This window comes from Limnohabitans sp. DCL3, from assembly GCF_048019295.1.
Lineage (GTDB): Bacteria > Pseudomonadota > Gammaproteobacteria > Burkholderiales > Burkholderiaceae_C > Limnohabitans_A.
Map to the genome: position 1 here is coordinate 2,151,424 of NZ_CP171842.1, position 21,253 is coordinate 2,172,676.

At 58.0% G+C, this 21,253-nt stretch carries 20 protein-coding genes; 5 read left to right on the plus strand and 15 right to left on the minus strand.

Annotation, left to right across the window (positions count from 1 at the left end):
- Window positions 1-22 precede the first annotated feature (22 nt).
- The 4 genes from fcl to ACHEXK_RS09890 all read right to left on the minus strand — a co-directional run bounded on the left by fcl (window position 23) and on the right by ACHEXK_RS09890 (window position 7,601).
- Window positions 23-994, minus strand: a complete 972-nt coding sequence (fcl, locus tag ACHEXK_RS09875; protein ID WP_416545707.1) for a GDP-L-fucose synthase — start codon at window positions 992-994, stop codon at window positions 23-25.
- On the minus strand, window positions 991-2,463 hold the full coding sequence (locus ACHEXK_RS09880) for a mannose-1-phosphate guanylyltransferase/mannose-6-phosphate isomerase (RefSeq protein ID WP_416545709.1): 1,473 nt from the start codon (window positions 2,461-2,463) through the stop codon (window positions 991-993). Before ACHEXK_RS09880 ends, fcl begins: the two co-directional genes overlap by 4 nt.
- The gene (locus ACHEXK_RS09885) at window positions 2,460-2,831 is read right to left on the minus strand and encodes a MarR family EPS-associated transcriptional regulator (RefSeq protein WP_416545711.1); all 372 of its coding nucleotides are present in this window, start codon (window positions 2,829-2,831) and stop codon (window positions 2,460-2,462) included. The genes ACHEXK_RS09880 and ACHEXK_RS09885 overlap by 4 nt, the downstream gene beginning before the upstream one ends.
- A 579-nt stretch (window positions 2,832-3,410) precedes the next feature.
- Window positions 3,411-7,601 (minus strand): AAA domain-containing protein, encoded by a 4,191-nt coding sequence (locus tag ACHEXK_RS09890; protein ID WP_416545713.1) that lies wholly within the window; start codon window positions 7,599-7,601, stop codon window positions 3,411-3,413.
- Window positions 7,602-7,829: 228 nt separating this feature from the next.
- On the opposite strand from ACHEXK_RS09890, the gene ACHEXK_RS09895 reads away from it, so the two are divergent.
- Window positions 7,830-8,471: an SOS response-associated peptidase gene (locus ACHEXK_RS09895; RefSeq protein ID WP_416545715.1), complete on the plus strand. Its 642-nt coding sequence runs from the start codon at window positions 7,830-7,832 to the stop codon at window positions 8,469-8,471.
- 180 nt (window positions 8,472-8,651) lie between these two features.
- Here the strand turns inward: ACHEXK_RS09895 and ACHEXK_RS09900 are convergent, their stop codons facing one another.
- Genes ACHEXK_RS09900 through ACHEXK_RS09915 form a run of 4 tightly spaced genes read right to left on the minus strand, consistent with a single transcriptional unit; the run spans window position 8,652 to window position 12,400 of the window.
- Entirely contained in the window at window positions 8,652-9,368 is a 717-nt protein-coding gene (locus ACHEXK_RS09900; RefSeq protein ID WP_416545717.1) for an ABC transporter ATP-binding protein, read from the minus strand.
- A 10-nt stretch (window positions 9,369-9,378) separates the two neighbouring features.
- Window positions 9,379-10,581: an ABC transporter permease gene (locus ACHEXK_RS09905; RefSeq protein WP_416545719.1), complete on the minus strand. Its 1,203-nt coding sequence runs from the start codon at window positions 10,579-10,581 to the stop codon at window positions 9,379-9,381.
- Window positions 10,578-11,771, minus strand: a complete 1,194-nt coding sequence (locus ACHEXK_RS09910) for an efflux RND transporter periplasmic adaptor subunit (RefSeq protein ID WP_416545721.1) — start codon at window positions 11,769-11,771, stop codon at window positions 10,578-10,580. The genes ACHEXK_RS09905 and ACHEXK_RS09910 overlap by 4 nt, the downstream gene beginning before the upstream one ends.
- The gene (locus tag ACHEXK_RS09915; protein ID WP_416545723.1) at window positions 11,768-12,400 is read right to left on the minus strand and encodes a TetR/AcrR family transcriptional regulator; all 633 of its coding nucleotides are present in this window, start codon (window positions 12,398-12,400) and stop codon (window positions 11,768-11,770) included. Before ACHEXK_RS09915 ends, ACHEXK_RS09910 begins: the two co-directional genes overlap by 4 nt.
- Before the next feature lie 332 nt (window positions 12,401-12,732).
- Here ACHEXK_RS09915 and ACHEXK_RS09920 point away from each other — a divergent pair, with 332 nt between their 5' ends.
- Complete coding sequence (locus tag ACHEXK_RS09920; protein WP_416545725.1) at window positions 12,733-13,167, plus strand: LexA family protein; 435 nt, start codon at window positions 12,733-12,735, stop codon at window positions 13,165-13,167.
- Between the two features lies 1 nt (window position 13,168).
- Window positions 13,169-14,467: a Y-family DNA polymerase gene (locus ACHEXK_RS09925; protein WP_416545727.1), complete on the plus strand. Its 1,299-nt coding sequence runs from the start codon at window positions 13,169-13,171 to the stop codon at window positions 14,465-14,467.
- A 37-nt stretch (window positions 14,468-14,504) separates the two neighbouring features.
- On the opposite strand, the gene ACHEXK_RS09930 is transcribed toward ACHEXK_RS09925, so the two are convergent.
- Both ACHEXK_RS09930 and ACHEXK_RS09935 read right to left on the minus strand, forming a co-directional pair.
- Window positions 14,505-15,131 (minus strand): hypothetical protein, encoded by a 627-nt coding sequence (locus ACHEXK_RS09930; RefSeq protein WP_416545729.1) that lies wholly within the window; start codon window positions 15,129-15,131, stop codon window positions 14,505-14,507.
- A gap of 70 nt (window positions 15,132-15,201) precedes the next feature.
- A complete protein-coding gene (locus ACHEXK_RS09935; RefSeq protein ID WP_416545731.1) occupies window positions 15,202-15,636 on the minus strand; it encodes a hypothetical protein in 435 nt (144 codons plus the stop codon).
- A 113-nt stretch (window positions 15,637-15,749) separates the two neighbouring features.
- On the opposite strand from ACHEXK_RS09935, the gene ACHEXK_RS09940 reads away from it, so the two are divergent.
- Window positions 15,750-16,073, plus strand: coding sequence for a helix-turn-helix transcriptional regulator (locus ACHEXK_RS09940; protein ID WP_416548919.1), 324 nt, complete (start codon window positions 15,750-15,752; stop codon window positions 16,071-16,073).
- On the opposite strand, the gene ACHEXK_RS09945 is transcribed toward ACHEXK_RS09940, so the two are convergent.
- The 4 genes from ACHEXK_RS09945 to ACHEXK_RS09960 form a co-directional block, all read right to left on the minus strand.
- Entirely contained in the window at window positions 16,053-16,322 is a 270-nt protein-coding gene (locus ACHEXK_RS09945; protein WP_416545734.1) for an HGGxSTG domain-containing protein, read from the minus strand. The genes ACHEXK_RS09940 and ACHEXK_RS09945 overlap by 21 nt on opposite strands.
- On the minus strand, window positions 16,319-16,894 hold the full coding sequence (locus ACHEXK_RS09950) for a hypothetical protein (protein WP_416545736.1): 576 nt from the start codon (window positions 16,892-16,894) through the stop codon (window positions 16,319-16,321). The genes ACHEXK_RS09945 and ACHEXK_RS09950 overlap by 4 nt, the downstream gene beginning before the upstream one ends.
- 167 nt (window positions 16,895-17,061) lie before the next feature.
- Entirely contained in the window at window positions 17,062-17,940 is an 879-nt protein-coding gene (locus tag ACHEXK_RS09955; protein ID WP_416545738.1) for a plasmid recombination protein, read from the minus strand.
- On the minus strand, window positions 17,937-18,251 hold the full coding sequence (locus ACHEXK_RS09960) for a helix-turn-helix transcriptional regulator (RefSeq protein ID WP_416545740.1): 315 nt from the start codon (window positions 18,249-18,251) through the stop codon (window positions 17,937-17,939). Before ACHEXK_RS09960 ends, ACHEXK_RS09955 begins: the two co-directional genes overlap by 4 nt.
- 203 nt (window positions 18,252-18,454) lie before the next feature.
- Between ACHEXK_RS09960 and ACHEXK_RS09965 the strand changes: the two genes are divergently transcribed.
- Window positions 18,455-19,102: a hypothetical protein gene (locus ACHEXK_RS09965; protein ID WP_416545742.1), complete on the plus strand. Its 648-nt coding sequence runs from the start codon at window positions 18,455-18,457 to the stop codon at window positions 19,100-19,102.
- 148 nt (window positions 19,103-19,250) lie between these two features.
- On the opposite strand, the gene ACHEXK_RS09970 is transcribed toward ACHEXK_RS09965, so the two are convergent.
- Complete coding sequence (locus ACHEXK_RS09970; protein ID WP_416545744.1) at window positions 19,251-20,489, minus strand: tyrosine-type recombinase/integrase; 1,239 nt, start codon at window positions 20,487-20,489, stop codon at window positions 19,251-19,253.
- Window positions 20,490-21,253 lie beyond the last annotated feature (764 nt).

A 21,253-nucleotide genomic window follows, 5' to 3' on the forward strand; every position in this document is an offset into this window, starting at 1 on the left:
TTCGCGGGCACGCTCAATACCTTTAGTGAGCGATTAAAAAATCCTGATAGGCCAGCGCCAAGCCCTCACGCAAATGGACTTGCGCTTGCCAACCCAGATTGTTCAGCCGGTGACTGTCCATCCATTTACGGGGAGCCCCGTCGGGTTTGGTGGTGTCGAACTCAATGTGCCCGGCATAACCAACCGTGTGTGCAATGGCCTGGGCCACTTCTGCGATGGTCACGTCAGACCCGAAGCCCACGTTGATGTGGCTTTGCATGGGGGTGGTGTGCTGGTCATAGGTGGCTTTGGGCAACTGCATGACGTGCACGCTGGCAGCGGCCATGTCGTCCACATACAAAAATTCGCGCCTTGGCGTGCCAGTGCCCCAGATGGCCACGCTTGGGGCATTGGCCAATTTGGCTTCATGAAACCGGCGGATGAGCGCAGGGATGACGTGGCTGTTTTCAGGGTGGTAGTTGTCGCCCGGGCCATAAAGGTTGGTCGGCATGACGCTGCGGTAGTCCACCCCGTGGCTTTGGCCATACTGACGGTTGTAGCTTTCGCAGAGCTTGATGCCGGCGATCTTGGCAATGGCGTAGGGCTCGTTGGTGGGTTCCAGCGTGCCTGTCAGTAAGGCGTCTTCGCGCATGGGCTGATCTGCCAGCTTGGGGTAGATACAACTTGAACCCAGGAAGAGCAGCTTTTGCACGCTATTGCGAAAGGCCGCGTCGATGATGTTGGCCTGCATCATCAGGTTCTGATAGATGAATTCGGCCGGGTAGGTGTTGTTGGCGAGAATGCCCCCCACCTTGGCAGCGGCCAGATAGACCTGGTCGGGCTTTTCTTCGGCAAAGAATGCGTTGACGGCGGCCTGATTCGTCAGGTCCAGTTCGGCATGGGTGCGGGTCACGATGCGTTCGGCTGGTTGATCCTGGGCTAGCAACTGGCGCACGATGGCCGAACCCACCATGCCACGGTGGCCAGCGACGTAGATTTTGGGATGCTGGGTCATGGTTGCGCCCGTCCGTAGGTGTCTTCAAAACGGACGATGTCGTCTTCGCCCAGATAACTGCCCGATTGCACTTCGATGATTTCGAGCGGTATCGTGCCGGGGTTGGCGAGTCGATGAACTTCACCCAGCGGGATGTAGGTGGACTGGTTCTCGGTCAGAGTCAGCACTTTGTCGCCGTTGGTGATTTCGGCGGTGCCGGTGACCACGATCCAGTGTTCGGCGCGGTGGTGGTGTTTTTGCAGGCTCAGGCTGGCTTTGGGCTTGACCTGGATGCGCTTGACCTTGAAGCGTCCGCCTTCGTCAATGCTGTCATACCAGCCCCAAGGGCGGTGTACTTTGCGGTGCAGGGTGTGCTCTTCGCGTTGGGCGTTTTGCAATTGCGCAACGATGTGCTTGACGTCTTGGCTACGGCTCTTGTCGGCCACCAACACCGCATCGGGTGTTTCGACGACGATGAGGTCGCTCACGCCCACCAAACTGACCAGGCGGCTGCTGGCGTGTACCAGCGTGTTGCAGGTGTCAGTTGCCAACACGTCGCCTGTGTGGGCGTTGCCTTGGGCGTCTTTGGGCAAGACGTTCCACACAGCATCCCAGGAACCAAGGTCGTTCCACCCGGCATTGAGCGGCACCATCGAGATCGGGAAGGCGCTGCCCGGACAGCGTTCCATCACGGCGTAGTCGACCGATTCGGCTGGAATCGCGGTGAATTCAGCCCGGCCAGGGCGCACGAATGGGGTTGCCGGGTTGGCTTCCGTGCTGCGCAGGTCCCAGGCCTGTTGTGTGGCTTGGTAAATGTCGGGCCGGAACTGCTGGAGTGCCTGGAGCCAAACAGAAGCCTTGAGCACAAACATGCCTGCGTTCCAGAAATACCCACCTTCGGCCAGGTACCCCTGCGCGGTGATGGCATTGGGCTTTTCGACAAAGCGCTTGACCTTGTGAACATCAGCCGGACCGCCGACAACAGTGCTGCCTGCTTCCACCTGGATGTAGCCGTAACCCGTCTCTGGCTGGCTCGGGACAACCCCCAGAATGACGACACCACCTTCATGAGCTATTGAGATGGCGGCTAGCGTGGCGGCGGTGAAGGCGGCCACATCCACCACGGTTTGGTCGGCGGGCGTGACCACCAAGACCGGGTCGGCGCCGTTTTGCATGGCGGCCAGCGCGGCCAGGGTGAGGGCCGGTGCGGTGTTGCGGCCTACAGGCTCCAACAAGGCCGATCCCAGAGGAATGCCAGCTTCGCGCAGTTGCTCAGTCGCCAAGAAACGGTGCTCTTCCCCGGTGACGATGAGTGTTGCGGCCACCTGAATGTCGCTGTTTCCCAACCCTGCCAAACGCTGCGCAGCTTGCTGAAACAAACTGTCGGTTCCCGAGAGGCACAAAAACTGTTTGGGAAATCCAGTTCGCGACAGTGGCCATAGGCGAGTGCCTGAGCCGCCGCAAAGAATAACGGGGGTCACTGAAATCATGCGTTTTGAACTTTCTGGCCGTCGCTAGCGAGGCCGCTCATTTCGACTTTGAGCGCCTCAATTTCGGCCTGGAGTTCTTCGTACTCGCTCATCTTTCGCCTCAAAAAGCGCCCAGCCAGCAACGCCTTTTCGGCAATTCCCTGCGGGGTCAACACATAGATGTAGCCAAACTTGTTCTTGCTTTGGCTGAAGTTCTGAACCTTGACCCAACCCTTGTCAATGAGGGCTTTGAGACAGTAATTGAGCCCGCTGGTGCTGATACCCAGTTTTTCAGCGATCTCGCGCTGGGTCATGTCGGGATTGTCTTGCAGCATGCGCAAGACCCGAAAGTAAGTGTCTTCTTGGAGTTGGGAGCGGCGGCTGGTCATGTAGGCAGAGGTTTGGCCACGCTACCGCCATGCCGTGTCACGATCGGCAAGCGCGGTGAGGGGTGATTCGCCAGGTCGTGTTTGTGCGAATTCGCATCATTCTAAAGTCTTCCAGAAGACAATTGCAGGTCAGGCACCCTATATTTATGAAAAAGATCAGCATTTTGATGCGGCGCAAGCATCTGTTGCGTTGACTTCTGTGCGCTGTTGCACGGCCGCTGATGCGCTGGCGGTTTTCACCACCGGCAAAGAAGACGCAAGGATCGGAGATTGACGCTGCACCCCACGAGGTTACAAGCTGTCAATGGGCCCTGTTCACGCATCAAGCCGCATCAGCTGTTGATTTTTTCCAAAGAAAAAGCCGCCAGGTAATGATACCTGGCGGCTTTAAACAAGGTTATGGTGCTGGGGTCTCTTTAATGTTACGCTACAAACAGCATAAATCTTGACTTTTTTTGATTAAGAGAAAATTTTGTACCCCGTCTCGTACCCCGACTCTGCTGTTTGTACACCCATATAGTTACCCGTATTGGTAAGCACGCCCTAAATTCAACGGCCTGCTCGCCATACTCTTTAGGGTTACTTCCCCGAGCCTTTACATACCAAGCAAACACGCCCGTAACCACCTTCACCTCCCTTGAGAGCTGGGTCGAAAAAACCCTTAAGCGGGCGGATGTTCTTGCAACGCGAGCACTCCTTCATTTCCTTGGCTGCGATGCCCTTGGCTTGCGCTCGGAGACGATCCAGCAGCTGCGAGCCTTGCTCGCCGGTGGCCAGCTCTACCAGCTTGGCCAGCCTCTCATCCAGCGTGGCTACGGGGTCTGTGCCCAGATTGAAGCGGTTGATGCGAAGGAAGCGGTAGCCGTAGCTTTCCAGCGTCAGCTGTCGCTCAACATCCGAGTCCTTGAGGTAGCGCTCGTGGTTACCCACGTTGACAGACCCTGCCTTGTCCTTGTCGAAGTGGAACTCAAAGCCGTCGTACTCGATAACGATGTGCAGCGTGCCCTTGTAAGTACGACAAACCAGCAAGAAGTCCACACGCCACGCGGGGTGCTCGTAAGTAGGGTCGAGCTGCCTGAGATAGTCGCCAATAGGGAACTGCGGGATGATTTCCACTTCATCCGGCTGACCCTGTACGAACTCGGACTGCTGAAGCCACTGCAGCACTTTGGCCTCCATGGGGCTGTTGGAATCGGTGTCCGATACGGTGGGCGTTTTGCGCTCCAGAACCCGCTGATAGTGGTGCAGCGCCTGCGCCAATGCACCCTTGTAGAGACCGATGTCCTGGGAATGCATGATCCAGATCCGGTCTTGTGCGCGTGAAAACCCCACGTTCAGGCGTTGTACTTTGAGCTTCTCTTCCACCGCCTCCTCTGCGTTTTCCAGCGAGACGGGAAAAATGTAGTTCAAGGCGTCCTGGCCCGGCGTGGCCACCAGCGAATAGAAAATGGTCGAGCGCTCTTCGCCCTGGCAGGAGTCGAACGTCATGATTTTCAGGCGCAGTCGCTCTTCAAACTCGCGGCCGCGGGTATGGTTAAGCAGTAACTTCTGCAACAAAGTGTGCTGCTCGCGGAATGGCGTGATGACCCCCACCGTGGGCGGTTGTTCAAGCTCGAGCATCTCCAGCAGCCGGGCGAGAATTGCCTGGACCTCCGCCTCGTTGGTCGCGCGCGTGCAGGCGAACCCGCTGGCATCCACCTGCTCAAAGCGAATCACCTCATCGATGGGCTGAGCGCGCAGCTTGAGGGCCTGCAGCTGGCGGCCGTAGAAGTTCGTGGAGCTGTAACTAATTAGCTCGGGGTAACTGCGGAAATGTTTGCGCAGCATCACCGAGTAGGAGGCGGCGATGCTGCAGAACTCCAGCACCGAGCGCTTGATGTCGAACATGGCTAGCCGCTTGAGTGCCTGGGCCTCACGCGTCACGTTGCGCTCGAAGAACTGCACGAGGTTGGCGCGGTACTTGTCGTTGAGCGCGATGCTCGCGTTGGAGGACTTCACGTTGGAAAACTGCTTGGAGTCGCCCAGGCAGACGATTTTTTTGGCACGCAAGAGCGCTGGCAGCGCCTGCGCCACGCTCACCTGCGAGGCCTCGTCGATCACGACCACATCAAACAGCCCGGGCACCAGGGGCATGAACTCGCCAAACTCGCGGATGCCGGCCAGGATGATCGGGAAGGACGAGCGCACCCCGTCGAACTTGTCCTCGGGGAACTTCTGGCGGTCGGCGATCAGCTGCGCCATGGTGCGCGCATCGTTGCGCTGGGTGTTCACAAAGTCGACCAGCCGGGTGTCGACCTGGGCGTTCATGAGCGTGGTGTTGAGCCGCTCGAGCTTGGACTTAGTACCCACATAGTCATAGACCGGGGCTCGGGCGAAGGCCTCGCGCACCTTCATCCACGATACCAGGGTGTCCAGCGTCAGGCGCCAGGTGCTGGCTTTGCGGCCCGCTTGCGTGGCCAAGGCCTCGGGCAGGCCCGCCACCTGCTCGAGCAACTGCAGCACCAGCAGCAACTCGCCGGCAGCTCCCGCGCGCTCGCTCGCCTGGCTCAGGCGCGGCCAGAGCTGGGCCAGCCGCTCGGCAAAACCGGCCGCAGCCAGCGCCTGTTCGAGCTCGATGGCGCTTTTGGCGATGTCCGACAGCAGCTGGGCCTTGTCCCTGAGCAGCATCGGCTCCTTGAGCGACAGCGCGTTGATCGCCGCTTCCAGCTCGCGCACGGCCGCGCCGCGCAGCAAATAGCCAAGGATCGGCATCTTTAGCTGGCGGTAGCGCAGCACATGGCCCTGGATGGCCTGCGCCTGGGCCAGGGAGAGGCTGGTGAAAGCCCCCGTTAGCGCCACGCGCGGTGCCCCGAGGGCCTGCACCGCCCGGGCCAAGGCCTCGTCCAGGCGCGCGCGCTGGCGCAGACCGGCCAGGCTCAAAGGCTCCTGCGCTTGCTCCATTTCGGCCTGCAGCAGCGTGAGGTAGGCGTCCAGCTCCAGGCCGAGGGCCGGCTCGGCGCTGCGCCGCTGGCGAAAGCTCTGCAGGAGGGCCATGAGAATGCTGGCCTCTTCATCGTGCGCCATGCGCTCGATGGCCTGCATGGCCTCGGGCAGGACTTCGCGCAGCCGGGCCTCTTGCTGGTGCATGCGCTGCACATCGGCCAGCTGCACCGCGCCTAGGGTCTGCACCGTGGTGTCGATCGCGCCCTTGAGGCCGGTGGAGGTGCCGTCGCGCTCGGCTACCAGCTGGGGGAGGTTTTTCTGGGTGGCTTTGGCCCAGGCCGAGATTTGGCTGACGGTCTGGTTGGCCACCAGCCGCTTGAAGTTGGCGTCCTGGCGCCCCAGGCGCAGCAGCGGGTTGGGAAAGTCCTGCTGGTGGCGAACGCGCGACATGGCCTGCGAGAGCTTATCTTGCACCACCTGAAGCGCCTCGGCCTTGTCCGACAGGATCAGGCACGAGCGCTGGTTGAAGGCGCAGTCGGCGGCAATGGCCGTGATGGTGTGGCTCTTGCCGGTGCCCGGCGGGCCCTCGACCACCACGATCGGCCCCTCGGGGTTGCGCACGGCCAGCAAGATCTTGCGCTGCTCCTCGTTGAGGGCAATCGGGGAGTCAAACACCATGCGATCGACCAGCGGCAGGCCGTCCCACGCCTGCTCGACTTGGCTGGCAATGCTCACCGGATTGGACGAGAGCACGCCGCCGACGAGTTTCTCGAACAGGTCGACGATCTCGCTGCCACCCTGGCGGGCCATCGCGATGATTTCCTCGTAGTCGTTGACCAGGCTTTCCTCGCCACGCTCGTAGGCGCACAGGTGCAGCGCGGGGCTCAGGGACACATCCGGGGCCTTGGCCTCGCTGGCCTGGGCGCTCAAGGCGGTCTGCTCGGCCAGGCCCAAGGCCGCGGCCACGGCGCTGTAGAGGCCGCGCGCGACCTCCACAATCGACTGTTGGGGCGTCAGGTACAGGATGCGCTCGGTGATCGGGTTGACCCACTCGCGGCCCTTTGCCTGGGCGATCTCTTGCAGCACGAACTCAACAGCCTGGCGGTTGGCAAAAAGCGGATTGACCACCTTGCACTCATAACCGCGCCCGCCATCGAGCTTGACGATGTCCAGGGGCACAAAAAACAGTGGGTATTGGGCGTTTCGCAGCTTGATCGCGCCGATATAGAGGTACAGCTGAAAGCCCTCGTTGATGCTCGCATAGGTCTCGATGTCGCGCAGCTCCAGGAAAGCGTCCGCGGTCACAAAGCCGTCGAAGAACTCGCTGAGCATCTGGCGCACCCGTTCGAGCACGAGTTCCACGCGCAGCGCCTCTTTGAGCGCCTGTGCATCAGGCTGGGCCAGGTGGCGGGCCAGCAGCTGGGGCAGCACCGTCAAGAGCGGCTGGGCCACGCCTCGCACCATGTCGGCCTCGGCGCTGTAGAGCGAGTCGATCACGTCGTAGCTGGAGCGACGCAGCGGCTCGTCGAGTTTTTGAACCAGCGGGCGCACGATGCGCTCGCCCACCTGCTCGCACGCGAAGGTCTGCACCTCATCAATCCAAACCTCGGCATCTGCTGCGCCCTTTACAAGCGTCTCGGTGATGCGCTGGTGCAACGCCTCGACCACCCGAAAAAGCGCAGCGTCCTGGATCTGCTCGATCTGGCTGGCGATCACCAGGCGCAAGTTGGCCGAAATGGGGCGCGTGTACTGACGCGGGGCCACCTTGAGCAGTTCGGGCGCGCCCGAGACCTTGCCGATCAGCTCCCACAGGGCCCGATCCAGCCCCTCGTAGGGCTTGGCGCGCATGCCGCAGCGAAAGCCCTCGCTGGACTGTAGGAGGATGCGCCGGCGCGGTGCCGATTGCTTCTTGAAGTCAGACTCCAAAAAGTCACGGAAATACCCTGACACCTGAATCGCTACTTCTCGCAGTACAGTCGAATCCAACATCATTATTCTCGGTGAATTATTCAAACTATTATCACCAACAAAAAATTACCAACTGATTAGCTGCTTCAGCTAACCAAAAATCACGCCATGTGCGCCCACTACGAATCCCCCCACGACAAAGCTCTGCTCAAAAAGCATTTCGGCATTGACTTGCCCAGCGAGCTGGCCAAGCGCGATGTCTGGCCGGGCTACAAAAGCACTTTCATTCGCCGCCATCCTCAGTCCGACGTGGGCGATGACGCAGTGCCCCCGCGTGAAGCGCTGCTGGGCAGCTTCGGCCTGATCCCGCACTGGTCCAAAGACGACAAGATCGCCCGCCACACTTACAACGCGCGAAGCGAGACCGTGGCAGAAAAGCCCAGCTTCCGCGATGCTTGGCGGCGTGGGCAGCACTGCGTCATTCCAGTGCAATCCTTCTATGAGCCCGACTGGCGCACGGGCAAGGCCGTGCCCACCCGCATCACCTTGGCCAGCGGTGAGCCCATGGGCTTGGCCGGGTTGTGGGCGCAATGGCGCTCACCCGAAGGCGAGACCGTGCACAGCTTCACGATGCTGACGATCAACGCCGACGAACACCCCTTCATGCGCAACTTCCACAAGCCGCAGGATGAAAAACGCTCGGTGGTGATCTTGCCGCCTGAGCGGTATGACGACTGGCTTAACGCCAGTGCGGGTGAGAGTGGGGAATTTTTGCGGGCTTTGCCTGCAGAGCAAATGACATCGACCTAGTAGTTGCTGTCCCTCAAATGGTTCAGCCGGACGTTGGCTTTAGGCTGATTGCCGTCGTTCACGGCTCATCGACTGACCGGCAGCCGCCGACCCAAATGAGACATTTGGCATTAGGCTAAGCAGTCATTCGTGACCAGCGTGATCGTATATTTGCAGAAACCTCCCATTGAGATTTCGAACTTAATCCAGTGCTCTCCCCTCACCTTGCTCCTCTACCGTTTGACCATCACGAATGTGATAAATCCGCTTGAAAGTCGGAATGATCTTCTCATCGTGGGTCACAACGATGATGGCCGTCTGCGCCTGCCGTGCCATATTGTTGAGGATACGCATCACGCCCAGTGCACGTTCGCTGTCCAGTGGGGCCGTAGGCTCGTCGGCCAGGATCACCGGTGGCTTGTTAGCCAGTGCACGGGCAATCGACACCCGCTGTTGCTCGCCACCGGAGAGTTGTGCAGGCTCGGCCTTGGCGCGGTGCGACACGTCCAGGGCATCGAGTAATTCCAGTGCGCGCTCGCGCGCCAGTGCGTTGGGCGCGCCCGCCAGCATGGGCAGCAGGGCCACGTTGTCGGTCACGTCCAGAAACGGGATCAGATAGGGTGCCTGAAACACAAACCCGATCCGGTCGCGGCGCAGGGCGCGCAGATCGGGCGTCTTCCAGCCATTGTCGTAGATGACTTCTTCGCCCAGCGTCATGCGCCCGGACGTGGGCTCAATGATCGCCCCTAGGCATTTGAGCAAAGTGCTCTTGCCGGAGCCGGACGGCCCCACCAGGCCCACCACTTCGCCGGGTGCGACCTGCATGTTGACGTTCTTGAGCGCTTCCACGGCGGTGTCGCCATGGCCATAGACCTTGCGCAAGTTTTCGATGCGGATACCGCCAGGTGTGCTGTTCATGGGGTGCGCCTCAACTGATGGCCTGTGCAGGATCGACGCGCAGTGCAATCCGGATGGCTAGGGTACTTGCCAGGGTGCAAATGAGCATGGTGGCGATAAAGCCCAACACTGCATCTTGCGTTAGCAAAAGAACGAACTTTGGAAAGACAGGTGCCCAAAGGGTGGCGGCCACTTTGCCTACCACAAAGCCGATAACACCGAGGCCCAGGGCCTGTTGCAGGATCATGGACGCGATGGTCAGGTTGCGGGTGCCGATCAACTTGAGCACGGCAATTTCGCGAATCTTGCCCAACGTCATGGTGTAGATGATGAAGGCCACAATCGCCGCACTGACCACGGCCAGGATGGCCAGAAACATGCCAATCTGCTTGGCCGAGGTCGCAATCAGTTTGTCGACCAAGATGTCTTCCATGTCCTCGCGGGTGAACACGGTCAAGTGCTTCCAGCGTCGGATCGGTGCGGCCACTTGCGCGGCTGACCAGCCCTCGGTCACGCGCACCAGAACCGCATTGACGTTGCGACTGCTGGTTTGCAAGTTTTGCACGGCATCGAGCAGGCCTAGCACAGCAGGCCGATTGAACGCGGGGTTGGCTGCTGTGCGCACCCGGTCGTTCACGATGGCGTCGTTGTCCTTGAGGAATTGCGCTTCCTGAGCGTCCTTGAGCGGAATGAACACCATTGGGTCTCCACCGGAGGACACCATGCGGCGCGTCAAGCCCACCACTTCGTAGGTGTGACGCCGGATCTCGACCTTGTCGCCCAGCAACAGTCCTGTCTTGATATCTGCCACTGCTTCGTAGTGGCTGCGCGTGAGTTGCCGACCTGCCAGCAAATGGCCGGGTTGGCCGGGCAACCCGGCAGCACCGGGCTCAATGCCTACCACCATGGCCCGGGCCTCTTTGCCTCCCACGGCTTTGACCTGCATGGTGAAGTAAGTGATGTTGGCAGCCATAGCAACACCGGGCATACCCGCAATGCTGCGCACGATATCGTCTTTGAGGCTGGAAGCTTCGGCATACGGTCCCTGCGTGTCTTTTTGGACCACCCACAAGTCGGCGCCGCTGTTTTTCAGCAAAGCCTGCGCATCGTCCACCATACCGCGAAACACACCGGCCATGGTCAGCGTCACACCAATGAGCAAACCCAGCCCCAGCCCGGTGAGCACGAACTTGGCCCAACTGTGCTGAATGTCGCGCGCCGCCAGACTGATCATGGTTTGGCCTTTTTCACTAGCGTATCGACCACCTTGAAGCGCGCCCCTGCGGACAGCGGTTTTTCGCTATACACAACCACCGTATCGCCTGATGCCAAGCCGCTGATTGCCTGCACGCGCCCGTCCAGGCTGGCCGCGCCCCATTGGACAGGCACAAAATCGAGTGCGCCGTCTTTGAGACGCCATACGCCTGTACGGCCCTGAAGGGTCTGTACACTGGCCTGCGGCACCACCAACGCCTGCTCGGTTTGCTGGAGCTGGAGAGTGACTTCGGCCATCTCGCCAATCGAAAGCGCCGCGGGAATCTGCTCGAACGCCACTTGCGCAATCCGCTCTTCTGTCACAGCGTCCGCCTGCAATTCGACCCGATCCACTTTGCCTGCCAGCACCAGCTGTGGCCGTGAGCGCAACACAATTTGGGCTGGCAAGCCGACAGCCAGCCCAGTTGATCGGGCCTGGTCTACTCGCAACTTGACCCAAAGGCTCGCGGGGTTGGCCAGCCGGAGCACCGGTTGCCCAGCAACCACTGTACTGCCTGATTCGGCATCTCGACTGATCACCACGGCATCGGCAGGTGCGAGCAAACGAGTGTTCTGTTTTTGAAGCGATGCTGCGCCGCGTTCGGACTGCAGACGACGTGTGTCCTGCTTGGCTGCCTGCAAGTTGGCTTGCGCCGCCGCCAGCGCAGCATCGGCAGACTGCAGCTCCTGCTCCCGACTTTCCAGAGCCGAGGGGCTGATGAAGTTTTGCCGAGCCAGCTCTTTTTGCCGGTTCAGGTTGGTCATGGCCAATGCACGTCGGGCTTGTGTGTCAGCCACCTGGGCGTTGACTGCCGCTTCAACACTGACCGCCTTGGTCAGGGCGGCATCCTGCGCCTGCAGGCGCTGGTCCAGGTCCACGGGGTCCATCTCGGCCAAGAGTTGTCCGGCCTTGACCATCTGTCCTACATCCACATGCACATGCAGCACACGTCCGGCCACCGTCGGCCCCATTAGCCAGCTTTGGCGTGCTTCCACACTGCCAATGCCGAACACAGACGGCGTCAAGCGCTCGTTACTGGCCTGTGCGACGGTGATTCTGGTTGGAGCCAACGGCCCCATGCGAAAGACAACGAATCCGAATGTCAGCACCGCTGCTGCAAGGCCTAGGACGATCACGACCTGTCGCTTGTTCAATTTGAAGAGGATCATTTGCGCTTCCTTGATTCGGCCACAGACTGCATCAGCAAACCGGCCTCGTAAATGTTGAAAACCACCTGGGCCTGGCGCGCCATGTCTTTGAGGCTGCCTGTGACGAGTGACTGCATGACCAACCCTTGAACAGCCCCCATGAAAAGAACGACCGCACCCTTGGTATCCACCTCGGCTGTGATCAGACCATCCTCATGCGCTTGTGCCAGCAATCCGGCAACCAAGCCACGGTAGTCGGCCATGAGCAGCTGAACCCTGCCCTTGAGTGCCGTGGGCTTGGCATGCTGCAACTCCTGAAAAATCAGCCGCGGAACTCCGGGATATGTCTGCACAAAATCGATGTGGGCCATGAAAACTGCGCGCAATGCCTGTAAAGGGCTGGTCTGCTGAGACTTCGCCACTTGCAGCAATCTGTCGATCAAGGTTTGGTGTGTCCAATCGAGCACTGCCAGCCAGATCGCTTCCTTGCTCTCGAAGTGCTTGAACACGCCACCCTGCGTGATCCCGATGGCCTGTGCCAGGTCACCTGTCGTGATCTCTGCAGGACTTTTGATGGCCGCCAAATCCAAAGCGGCTTGGATCAGCTCGGCTTGACGGTCTTCTGTTCTGAGCTTAGTTCGTGTCAGCACATTGACTTTGAATAAGTAATTAATGAATTACTTTATCACGAAACTGATTGACCCACAGAAAGTAACCTAGACTGTTATGGATCGCTGGAATAGTGGAAATGAAGCTTGATCATCAACGACAGCTATAGAGAAAGGCAGCGGCGGACGGCTTCTGGCCGGTCGCTGTCATCGGTAGCGATTGCGTTGACCGACAGCTCCCGCCGCATTCCGGCCACCCCAAAAAAACGCCCCTCCACCATCCGGCACAGGGGCGTATCAAACAAGTCCATCAAGCAACTGCAAATTGCTGATGTTGTCAGTATACTGGTGTTTTGTACAGTATTGGCGACATCATGCCCCCGCTTTCCACCCCCCAGCCTCTGCCCCCCGGCCCGCTCCTGGTCAAGACTTTCTTGACCAGCGTTCAGGCCGGTTTTCCCTCCCCGGCCGAAGACCACCAGGTCGAGCGCATCGACCTGATGAGCCAGCTCATCAAACACCCGCAGGCCACGTTCATGCTGCGCGTGAGCGGTGAGTCCATGCGCGATGCGGGCATCCTGGACGGTTCGGTGGTGCTGGTGGACAAAGCCATCCAGCCCGAAAGCGGTCACACCGTGATCGCCGTGGTCGATGGCGAATTCACCTGCAAGACCCTGCAAATCCTGCCTGGCGGCGGCATGCGCCTGAAAGCCGCCAACCCTGACTACCCGGACATCGTGCCCAAGGACGGCCAGACCGTGGAGATCTGGGGCGTGGTCGTGGCCAGCATCGTTCAGCACGCGGCCTGACATGCTCGCCCTGATCGACGGCAACAACTTCTACTGCAGCTGTGAGCGCGTGTTCCAGCCCTGGCTGAAAGGCCGCCCGGTGGTCGTGCTGTCCAATAACGACGGCTGTGCCATCGCACGCAGTGACGAAGCCAAAGCCCTCGGCATCAAGATGGGCGCGCCCTACTTTCAGTTGCGTGACCTGGAACGTGACGCGGGACTGATCGCCCTCTCGGCCAACTTCGCGCTTTACGGCGACATGAGCGACCGCATGATGACCCTGGCCGCAGGCCTGGGCCACACGCAAGAGGTCTACAGCATCGACGAAAGTTTCATTGACCTGAGCGCCATCCCCGGCGACCTGGTGCGCCGCGCCCGCATCATCCGCAGACGCATCCACCAATGGATTGGCATCCCGACCTGCATCGGCATCGGACCCACCAAGACCCTGGCCAAACTGGCCAACGCCATCGCCAAGAGCGCCGAGCGCAAGCCCGGCAGCTACCCGGCGCACCATGCGCAAATCTGCCACCTGGGCGCGTGCAGCCCGCAAGAACTTCACGCCCTGTTGCAAGCCACCGAAGTCGGCGATGTCTGGGGCGTCGGCCCCAAGATCGGCGCCCAGCTGCGCGCGCAAGGCATCCACACCGCGCTGGATCTGCAGCGCATGGACCCGGCAGCCGCGAAAGCGGGCTGGTCGGTCGTGCTGGAAAAAACTGTGCGCGAACTCAACGGCGTGCCCTGCATCGAGTTTGAAGACGAACCCCCGGACAAACAACAAATCGCGTGCACAAGATCCTTCGGCCATCCGGTGACAGAGCTGATCGAGCTGCAAGAAGCCATCACCGAATTCGCCTGCCGTGCCGCAGAAAAACTGCGCAAACAAGGCAGTCATACCGGCCACATCATGGCCTTCATCCGCACCAGCTCATTCAGGAAACAAGATCCGCAATACAGCCGCAGTGCAAGCATCCCCCTGCCCTCGCCCACCAGCGACAGCGCGCACATCACGCAAGCGGCCAACGCCATCATCAAACGCATCTACCGCCCCGGCTTCAAGTACGCCAAAGCGGGCGTGATGCTCATGGACCTGCAGCCCGCCACACGACACCAGCTGACGCTGGAATTTGACGAGACCATCCCCGAAAACCGCGTGCGCCTGATGACCGCCATGGACCAGCTGAACCAACGCTACGGATGCGGCACCCTCAAGCTGGCCAGCGCAGGGGCACCCAGAGCGCGCAAGCTGTGGGCGATGAAGCAAGAGAGGATGTCGACGGGGTTTACGACGGATTGGGGGGGCTTGGCGATTGTTGAATAACTCCTACACAGCCCCTTCATTGCCCCTCAACAATGCCTCAGAAACGATACCCCAAGCCTATACCCCAGCGTGTACTGTTCCAGTCCGAGCGGTCAATCGAGTGGAAATCAATTCGACCAAAGAAATTCGACTGGATTTCATACGACAACCCCACTCGAGAATTTGTGTTGGTCACGCCTGTGTTGTAACTGAAACGCGCAACAAGCAAATCTGCAGTCAATGCCGGATTCAGCTTGTAAACAAGCCGAACAACTGGCCCGTTGCCATAAATGTGAAGATCCCTGTAAGTGCCAACGCGTACCCCCCCCATCTCTACGTTTTGTACGCTCGAGTCTTGGTACATGTACCCGATTTGACCCTTGGTGTTTGAGGTCAGGTTGAATGAATAACCGCCGCCGATGGCCGTGGTGTTTAGATTCGAGGCGTTGTTATCGGTGCCACCACTCTTCTCTTTTGACACGTTGTAAATCGCGTTGACATACCAACCACTGTCGAATTCGTAAATGCCCTCAAGACCTTTTTCTGAACTGGCTACCGGAGAATTACCTGAGGCACCGGCGTAGCCGAAAACCCACCGTTCTTGCCATGGTGCATCAGCAGCAAATCCATGGCTTGCAGAGCTCAAAATAATTGCTAGAAGACTGGATGCTTTGATATTTCTCATCGTTGCTCTCACTGGTTGAATTACTTGAGACCACGCCATCGTTTGCGTGCGTGGTTTCATGACTGTTGACTTATCTGATAACGACGTCGTACGCCAAGTTGTTGCTGTCCGTGCAAATGCCGCTGCCGTCCGAAGCATTGACAACGACCAAATCACAGCGAAGCACCTCAGTGCCGCTGACCAGTACGGCCGTTGCCTGGTTACTTGACCCCATGGTGACTGCCGTACCAAAGCCTGGTTTCATGGCCAAACCTGTCGGCGTAGCACCAAACGACTGCCCCAAGCCAAAACCGTACGTCTGGTTTCGGACGAACTTTCCTGTGTACTGCTTGCCCTTGAGCTGCACTTGAATTTCACGCGTGCCGTCATTCAAGGTACCTGACCCGGTTTCGCCACCACCACGAGGAAACAGTGTCACGGTGTGCGAGCAAGCAGACAGAGCAAGCAACCCATAAACAACAGCCACCTTGCGAATCAACATGGTTTTATGAAACATGACTTTCATGCGAACGACTCAACCCCTCTAAAACTACGAATTACGTAGAGACATGATACATTCAAAACTACGAAACTCGAAGCGTGTCAAAAGTACGCTCTTCGTCCCTCAACAACCCGTCGGTGTTTGCCACCCGACTTCGGGAAGCAAGGTTGCGTATGGGAATTGCTCAAGACAAACTGGGGGTCATGCTCGGACTCGATGAGCACACCGCCAGCGCTCGGATAAGCCGGTACGAGAGCGGCATTCACGAACCTGCTCTTAAAACCGCACGATCACTGGCGGATTCGCTGGGTGTTCCACTGGGTTATCTTTACTGCGACGATGATCGCTTGGCACAAATCATCTTGGCTGCAAGCGAACTGCCTGCTCGAGACCAGGAAGAGCTGCTCAACGCCCTCAAAGAGCGCCTGGAGTCCCTGCGCTCAAGTGGCGACACCAAGTGACTCATGCCAACAGCCTACTTGGCTTTCGCCGAGCGCTTCGCTCAAAGAGTTGATCTCCAGGATCAACTCTTTGAGCTGCTGCCTCTGGCTGACGGCCTCCTGGGTGTAGAAGCCATGCTTCTGGGGCCGCCCAGTGCTCTTACCACCGTGCATTCGACACCGGCCGTTTGGCATTGGGAAGTTCTGGCATGGGTTGCCTGTAGTTCGACAATGCGCACCACAGCGCGCTTGCATGGGGTTACCGTTCATTGGGACTGCCCTCCCCCGGTGTTGACCGTACCCACGACCGCCTGACCGCCCTGTCCGACGTTGACATGCTGGACCACGATGTGCTGCTTCTCCACCCCCCTTAGTTGCCGAATTGCAGCCACCCCCCCTTGGAAGGTTGAAAAGGCTTTGACTGCGGCACCGAGCGTCCTAGATGCCAGCACAGGGTCTTGCTGGAGATTTGCCCGATGAACCATTCGCATCCCTGCGTGATGAAGGGATGCAAGCTGGTGTGCGAGCATCTTCTCCAGGCTGTTGGCCGCTTGGATCGTGTCAGAGGTATCGAGTGCCATGGCGGCAATGTCGTTCCCGAGTGAAGTCAGGAGTTCTGTTCTGAGGTTGGAAGCCTCTATGGCGGCCACCGAAGGCGTCGTCAGCGTGTCGATCAACCCTCCATGTGCGGAGGGGATTACCTCCCCACCGGTACCGATGGGCGCAGGCACGCAGGCGTCCATCTCTGCCACGGCCATGAGTTCGCGCGCAGCGATCTGGAAGTTGAGCTCGTCCGGTGAGAGCCCGCACTCAGAACCTTGAATCTGGTCGAGTCGAAGCACGTTGCTCCTCTGGCGGTGCTTGAGGCCTCTGGAGGTTGCATCTCGGCCGTCGCGGGTTCGCTCGGAGCACTTTTCACAAACGTACCCGTCGTCGCAGTTTGACACTTGCTGGTTACTACTGCCGCAGAGTGAGCAAGCGTATCGCAATCGCGGCTGGAGACCCTTCATCATCGTGACTCCCCGGTATTGGAGGGATGGTTCTTTCCAGCGAAACCTACACAGGCTAGGTTTTGATTCACTCGAACCGCTTTGTCCTCGGACGTCCTGCGACCACGGCTCGTCATGATCTGGGCAAATGTACGCATCTTGGTAGTCTTCAGATGAGTTGCAGCGTTAAGGCCGAGAAGCTCCAGATAACCTTGTGGGCTTCGTTCGATGTCAGCACGAACCGCCGACCACACGGCACTCTGGAGCGCTTTATCGCCAGCACTTGCCAGCGCATCAAGCACAGTGGTCGCAGCACTTGTGCGTTCGGTGTTGGTCAGCTTGGCCTTTGGCTCGAAGGCGAGTCCGAAGCGGTCGCCAACGTCCGAGGCAAACTTTTTAACGAGTGCACGAAGACGCAGCCTCTTGACGGGAGCTCCGCCCTCGTAACGGTCATTGACAATGGGAGCAACAAGAACATGGATGTGAGGTGCAGCCTCATCGCCGTGATAGACGATGCTGAGCACCATCGCGCTCCCGAACTCTTGCAGGAACCAGGTGGCACTCGCCCTGAAGTAGGCCGAGACATCGACCTCCGAGTTAGGTGGCAGACTGACGATAAACTCCAGAGCCTGGACATGGTCCTTGCGAAGTGTTGTACTTGCGGTTCGGAACTGCTTGATCAACTGCTGGCCCATGTTCACGATCTCTGCGGCTGTCTGCGGACCGAAAAGAATCTGATTGAGGTGCATCCGAGAATGATCGATCTGAGCACGGAAGCCCCGCTCTGCCTGGGTTTCACGGAGGTTATGTTTTGCCGCGATCAGGAGGGTTTTGGGAGGCCTGCCGGCTCGTGTAGATTTGCTGATGGCACCACCACGAAACAGAAGCGAGACTGTCATCGCGCGACCCCTCCTAGCTCTTTGGTAGTCCAAGGACCGACAGCCCCCTTTTCGATCATTGAGCTGATCAGCTGATCAATCTCATCCGAACGCCAGACCGTAGTCCTTGGCCCAAGGTTATAGCCCTTCGGATAACGACCAGACTGAATTCCAGCGAACCAAGACGACTTCGACACCGGGATGCGAGTCAGAACTTGGGGGAGGCGATACAGGGACACCGCCGCAGCGGGGGATTGATGCACCATCGATTGGGCTTCCTCGACGAGGCTACCCCGAGCGGGTAGCCCAACTACTTGTGCGTTTGTACGCATAGTTTTCTCCAATTACAGATTCCCGGCACCATGCCGGCGGTCGTCAAAAAGGCAACTTCCAACTGAACCTTTTTCGCGAGTCAGTCGATGAACGAACTGAATGCTGTTGCACCCGAGCTCGACATAAGATGCATGGTAAGAAGACTCAGGCACCGCCGAAAGAAACTCCCCTGATTAAAAAATAGGCAGACAGGAATATTGCAATGTGGCCGTTTTCAAAGCGAGGATGCCGTGCTGGCACGCCGTCCCCTCAACCGAGCGATCTACCGCCGCTGGGTGACTTCGAGCAGTCTGATGCGGGTCTCAGGATCTGGCTACCGCAAGTGCTAGTTGACCGCATCAACTGGCTAAGCGTGAAGCTCAATGTCAGTAGGCCTGACATCGTGCGCGGGTTAATTTTTGAGCACGTTTACGGCCGCGTGGCCTATGTGGCACTGATTGCCTTGCAGGAGCAGGGGCATCGGTCCGCGCAGCCAGCGTGCAAAACATCGAACGCTGCACGGATACGCAGCGACTCAATCGACCAGCGTCTCCACCGGCCAGTAACGGACTTCACAGTTGATGACCAGCCGATGGAGAACCCTGGTGACGGATGGATCAGAAAAAGCCGAGAACGCCAGACTGAAGTCGATCTCCAGTACCTGGGCAAAAGTGACGAGGACCTTACCCTTATGCTGCCTAGCCGCATGAAGGCTGATCTCATTGCCACAGCAGAAAAGCACAACCTTGATCCCTCGAGTTACGTTCGCAAGCTGCTGGTTCTCGAACTTCTCGGCGAAAAATTGCACAGAGACTGGCAGCTCGCTGTTGGGAAGGTGACCCAAGAAGTCAAAAATCTAGAGCGAGAGTGACGATTCATTGGGTCACTAAGCTGCACGAGGTAATTGTCGTCAAACACTCCCCATCAGTTTCTTTCTACCTGCGTAAGATGATGTGTCGACTACTCAATGGCTCTGTCATGCACGCGCGCAACTAAATGAAAGGGTTCTTGTAAAAAGTTTACGCGGCATGTAATGAAATCACTTTTGCGCCTGCAGTCAACGCTTCAAGATAATCGGCCCATGCCTGAAGCATGGCTCGTCTCTGATCGAGATACGTGGTTCGGTTGTAAGCACGACCATTTGCATCACGAACAGCGTGAGCCAACTGGGCCTCAATAATGTTCGGGTCATAGTTCAATTTTTCAGCCAAGAGAGTTCGGGCTGTTGCTCGGAATCCATGCCATGTTTGAAGTTCCGAGGTGTAGCCCAAAGCGATCAAAGCAGAACGAACCGAATTATCGGAAATGGGGCGGTCATGGTCACGCTCACCTGGGAATACCAAACGGCCATGGCCAGTCAGGGCATGCAGGGGTCGTAGCAGTTCTATGGCCTGTTTTGGCAACGGTACCAAGTGATCTTGACCGTTTTCCTTGCCTTCTTTTGTACGCTTCATCCTAGCCGCTGGTATCGTCCACAAAGCATTATCAAAATCAATCTCGGACCATGAGGCTGATCGAAGTTCGCCTGGACGCTGAAAAAGGATAGGCGCCAATTGCAGCGCTGTTTTGACGATCAAGCCACCGCGATAAGCGCGGATGGATCGTAGCAAGTCGCCAAACTTACTCGGGTCGGTGATTGCGCCAAAGTGCTTTGACCTGTAAGGCGTCAACGCGCCCTTGAGGTCAGCTGTAATGTCTCTTGGAGCTCGAGCAGTTGCAACGGCATAGCGAAATATTTGCCCAACTAGTTGCAAACCACGTTCTGCAGTTTCGAGAGCCCCCCTTTGCTCTGTTTTTCTAACTGCAGCCAGGATTTCAACAGGCTCAAGGTCGTTGATTTTGCGTGCACCGATGTAGGGGAATAGATCGCGCTCAAGCTGGCGCGTACAACGCTTCGCGTGAACCTCGCTCCACAAGGGAACCTGCCGTGCCAACCACTCAAGTGAAACCTCCTTGAAAGTCTCGCCGGTTGGGTTCATTGCCCTCAGCTTTTCGTTTTGCCGTTGGTCTATCGGGTTGACACCAGAATTTTTGAGTAGTCGAGCCTCATCTCGTAATCGTCTGGCAACCGTCAACCCGACATCTGGGTATCCCCCCAAGGCCATCTGCTTCTCTTTGCCCTGGATCGTGAATTTATAAAACCAACGCTTAGACCCATTGCTGCCGACTTGCAGATAAAGACTACCTGCGTCGGACAGCCGAATTTGTTTCTTTCCCTCTGGGCAGACTGCTTTTCGGCACTCAAGATCCGTCAACATAATTTTCTCCAAGAATAAACCGGGGTACAAAATCAATTGTTACACCAAAATTGGAAACGTACCCCGACCCGTACCCCGTCTACGTTCCGGAATCAGTTGGACCTCATCAGACAAAATCTACAAAAAAGTGCGCCAAGTCGTTGAATTTAAACAAGAAAAAAGGCGCCCGACATTGCTATCGGACACCTTTGGATGGTGATGTGGTGGTGCATAAGTGTACGACCGAACAATTCTCTATTCGTACTCAATAGGAAATGGTAGGGAATGAGCGGTAGTCAATCTGTCCTCGCCACTAGCCTGACGAAGATTTATACAGAAAAGATTGGTAATTAAATATTCATATTAAACACCCGGATCTCCGCACAAATCGTTCCGAACGCTGTTCCATCGCGGTTCGCCCTCAATCGGGTTAGCGGGTGTTTGAGCGGGCTTGATGGGAAATGAGCTCCATAGTCAAAGCACAAATGGATAACTTAAGACGTCACATACAAGGGTCTTGAGAGAGAACTGCCCCCGTAAAAACGCCCAAGTCTCCAGGCAATACCAAAGTAAATTTCGGGTGAATAGCAAAGTAAATATTCGTACGTCCATTTAAAAGCTCACGCTTCTTCGTCGTCCACCTGGGAGACCAGCTCTCCATCGGACAGCCTGCGGATGGTCAATGCGGTGCCTCAACTCACGGACATTGTCGGCAGACAAGCCGTCTTCCCTTCCGCACCCAGATTCGTAAAATTCGGAATTAGAAGCCGAGAAATTCGGAAACA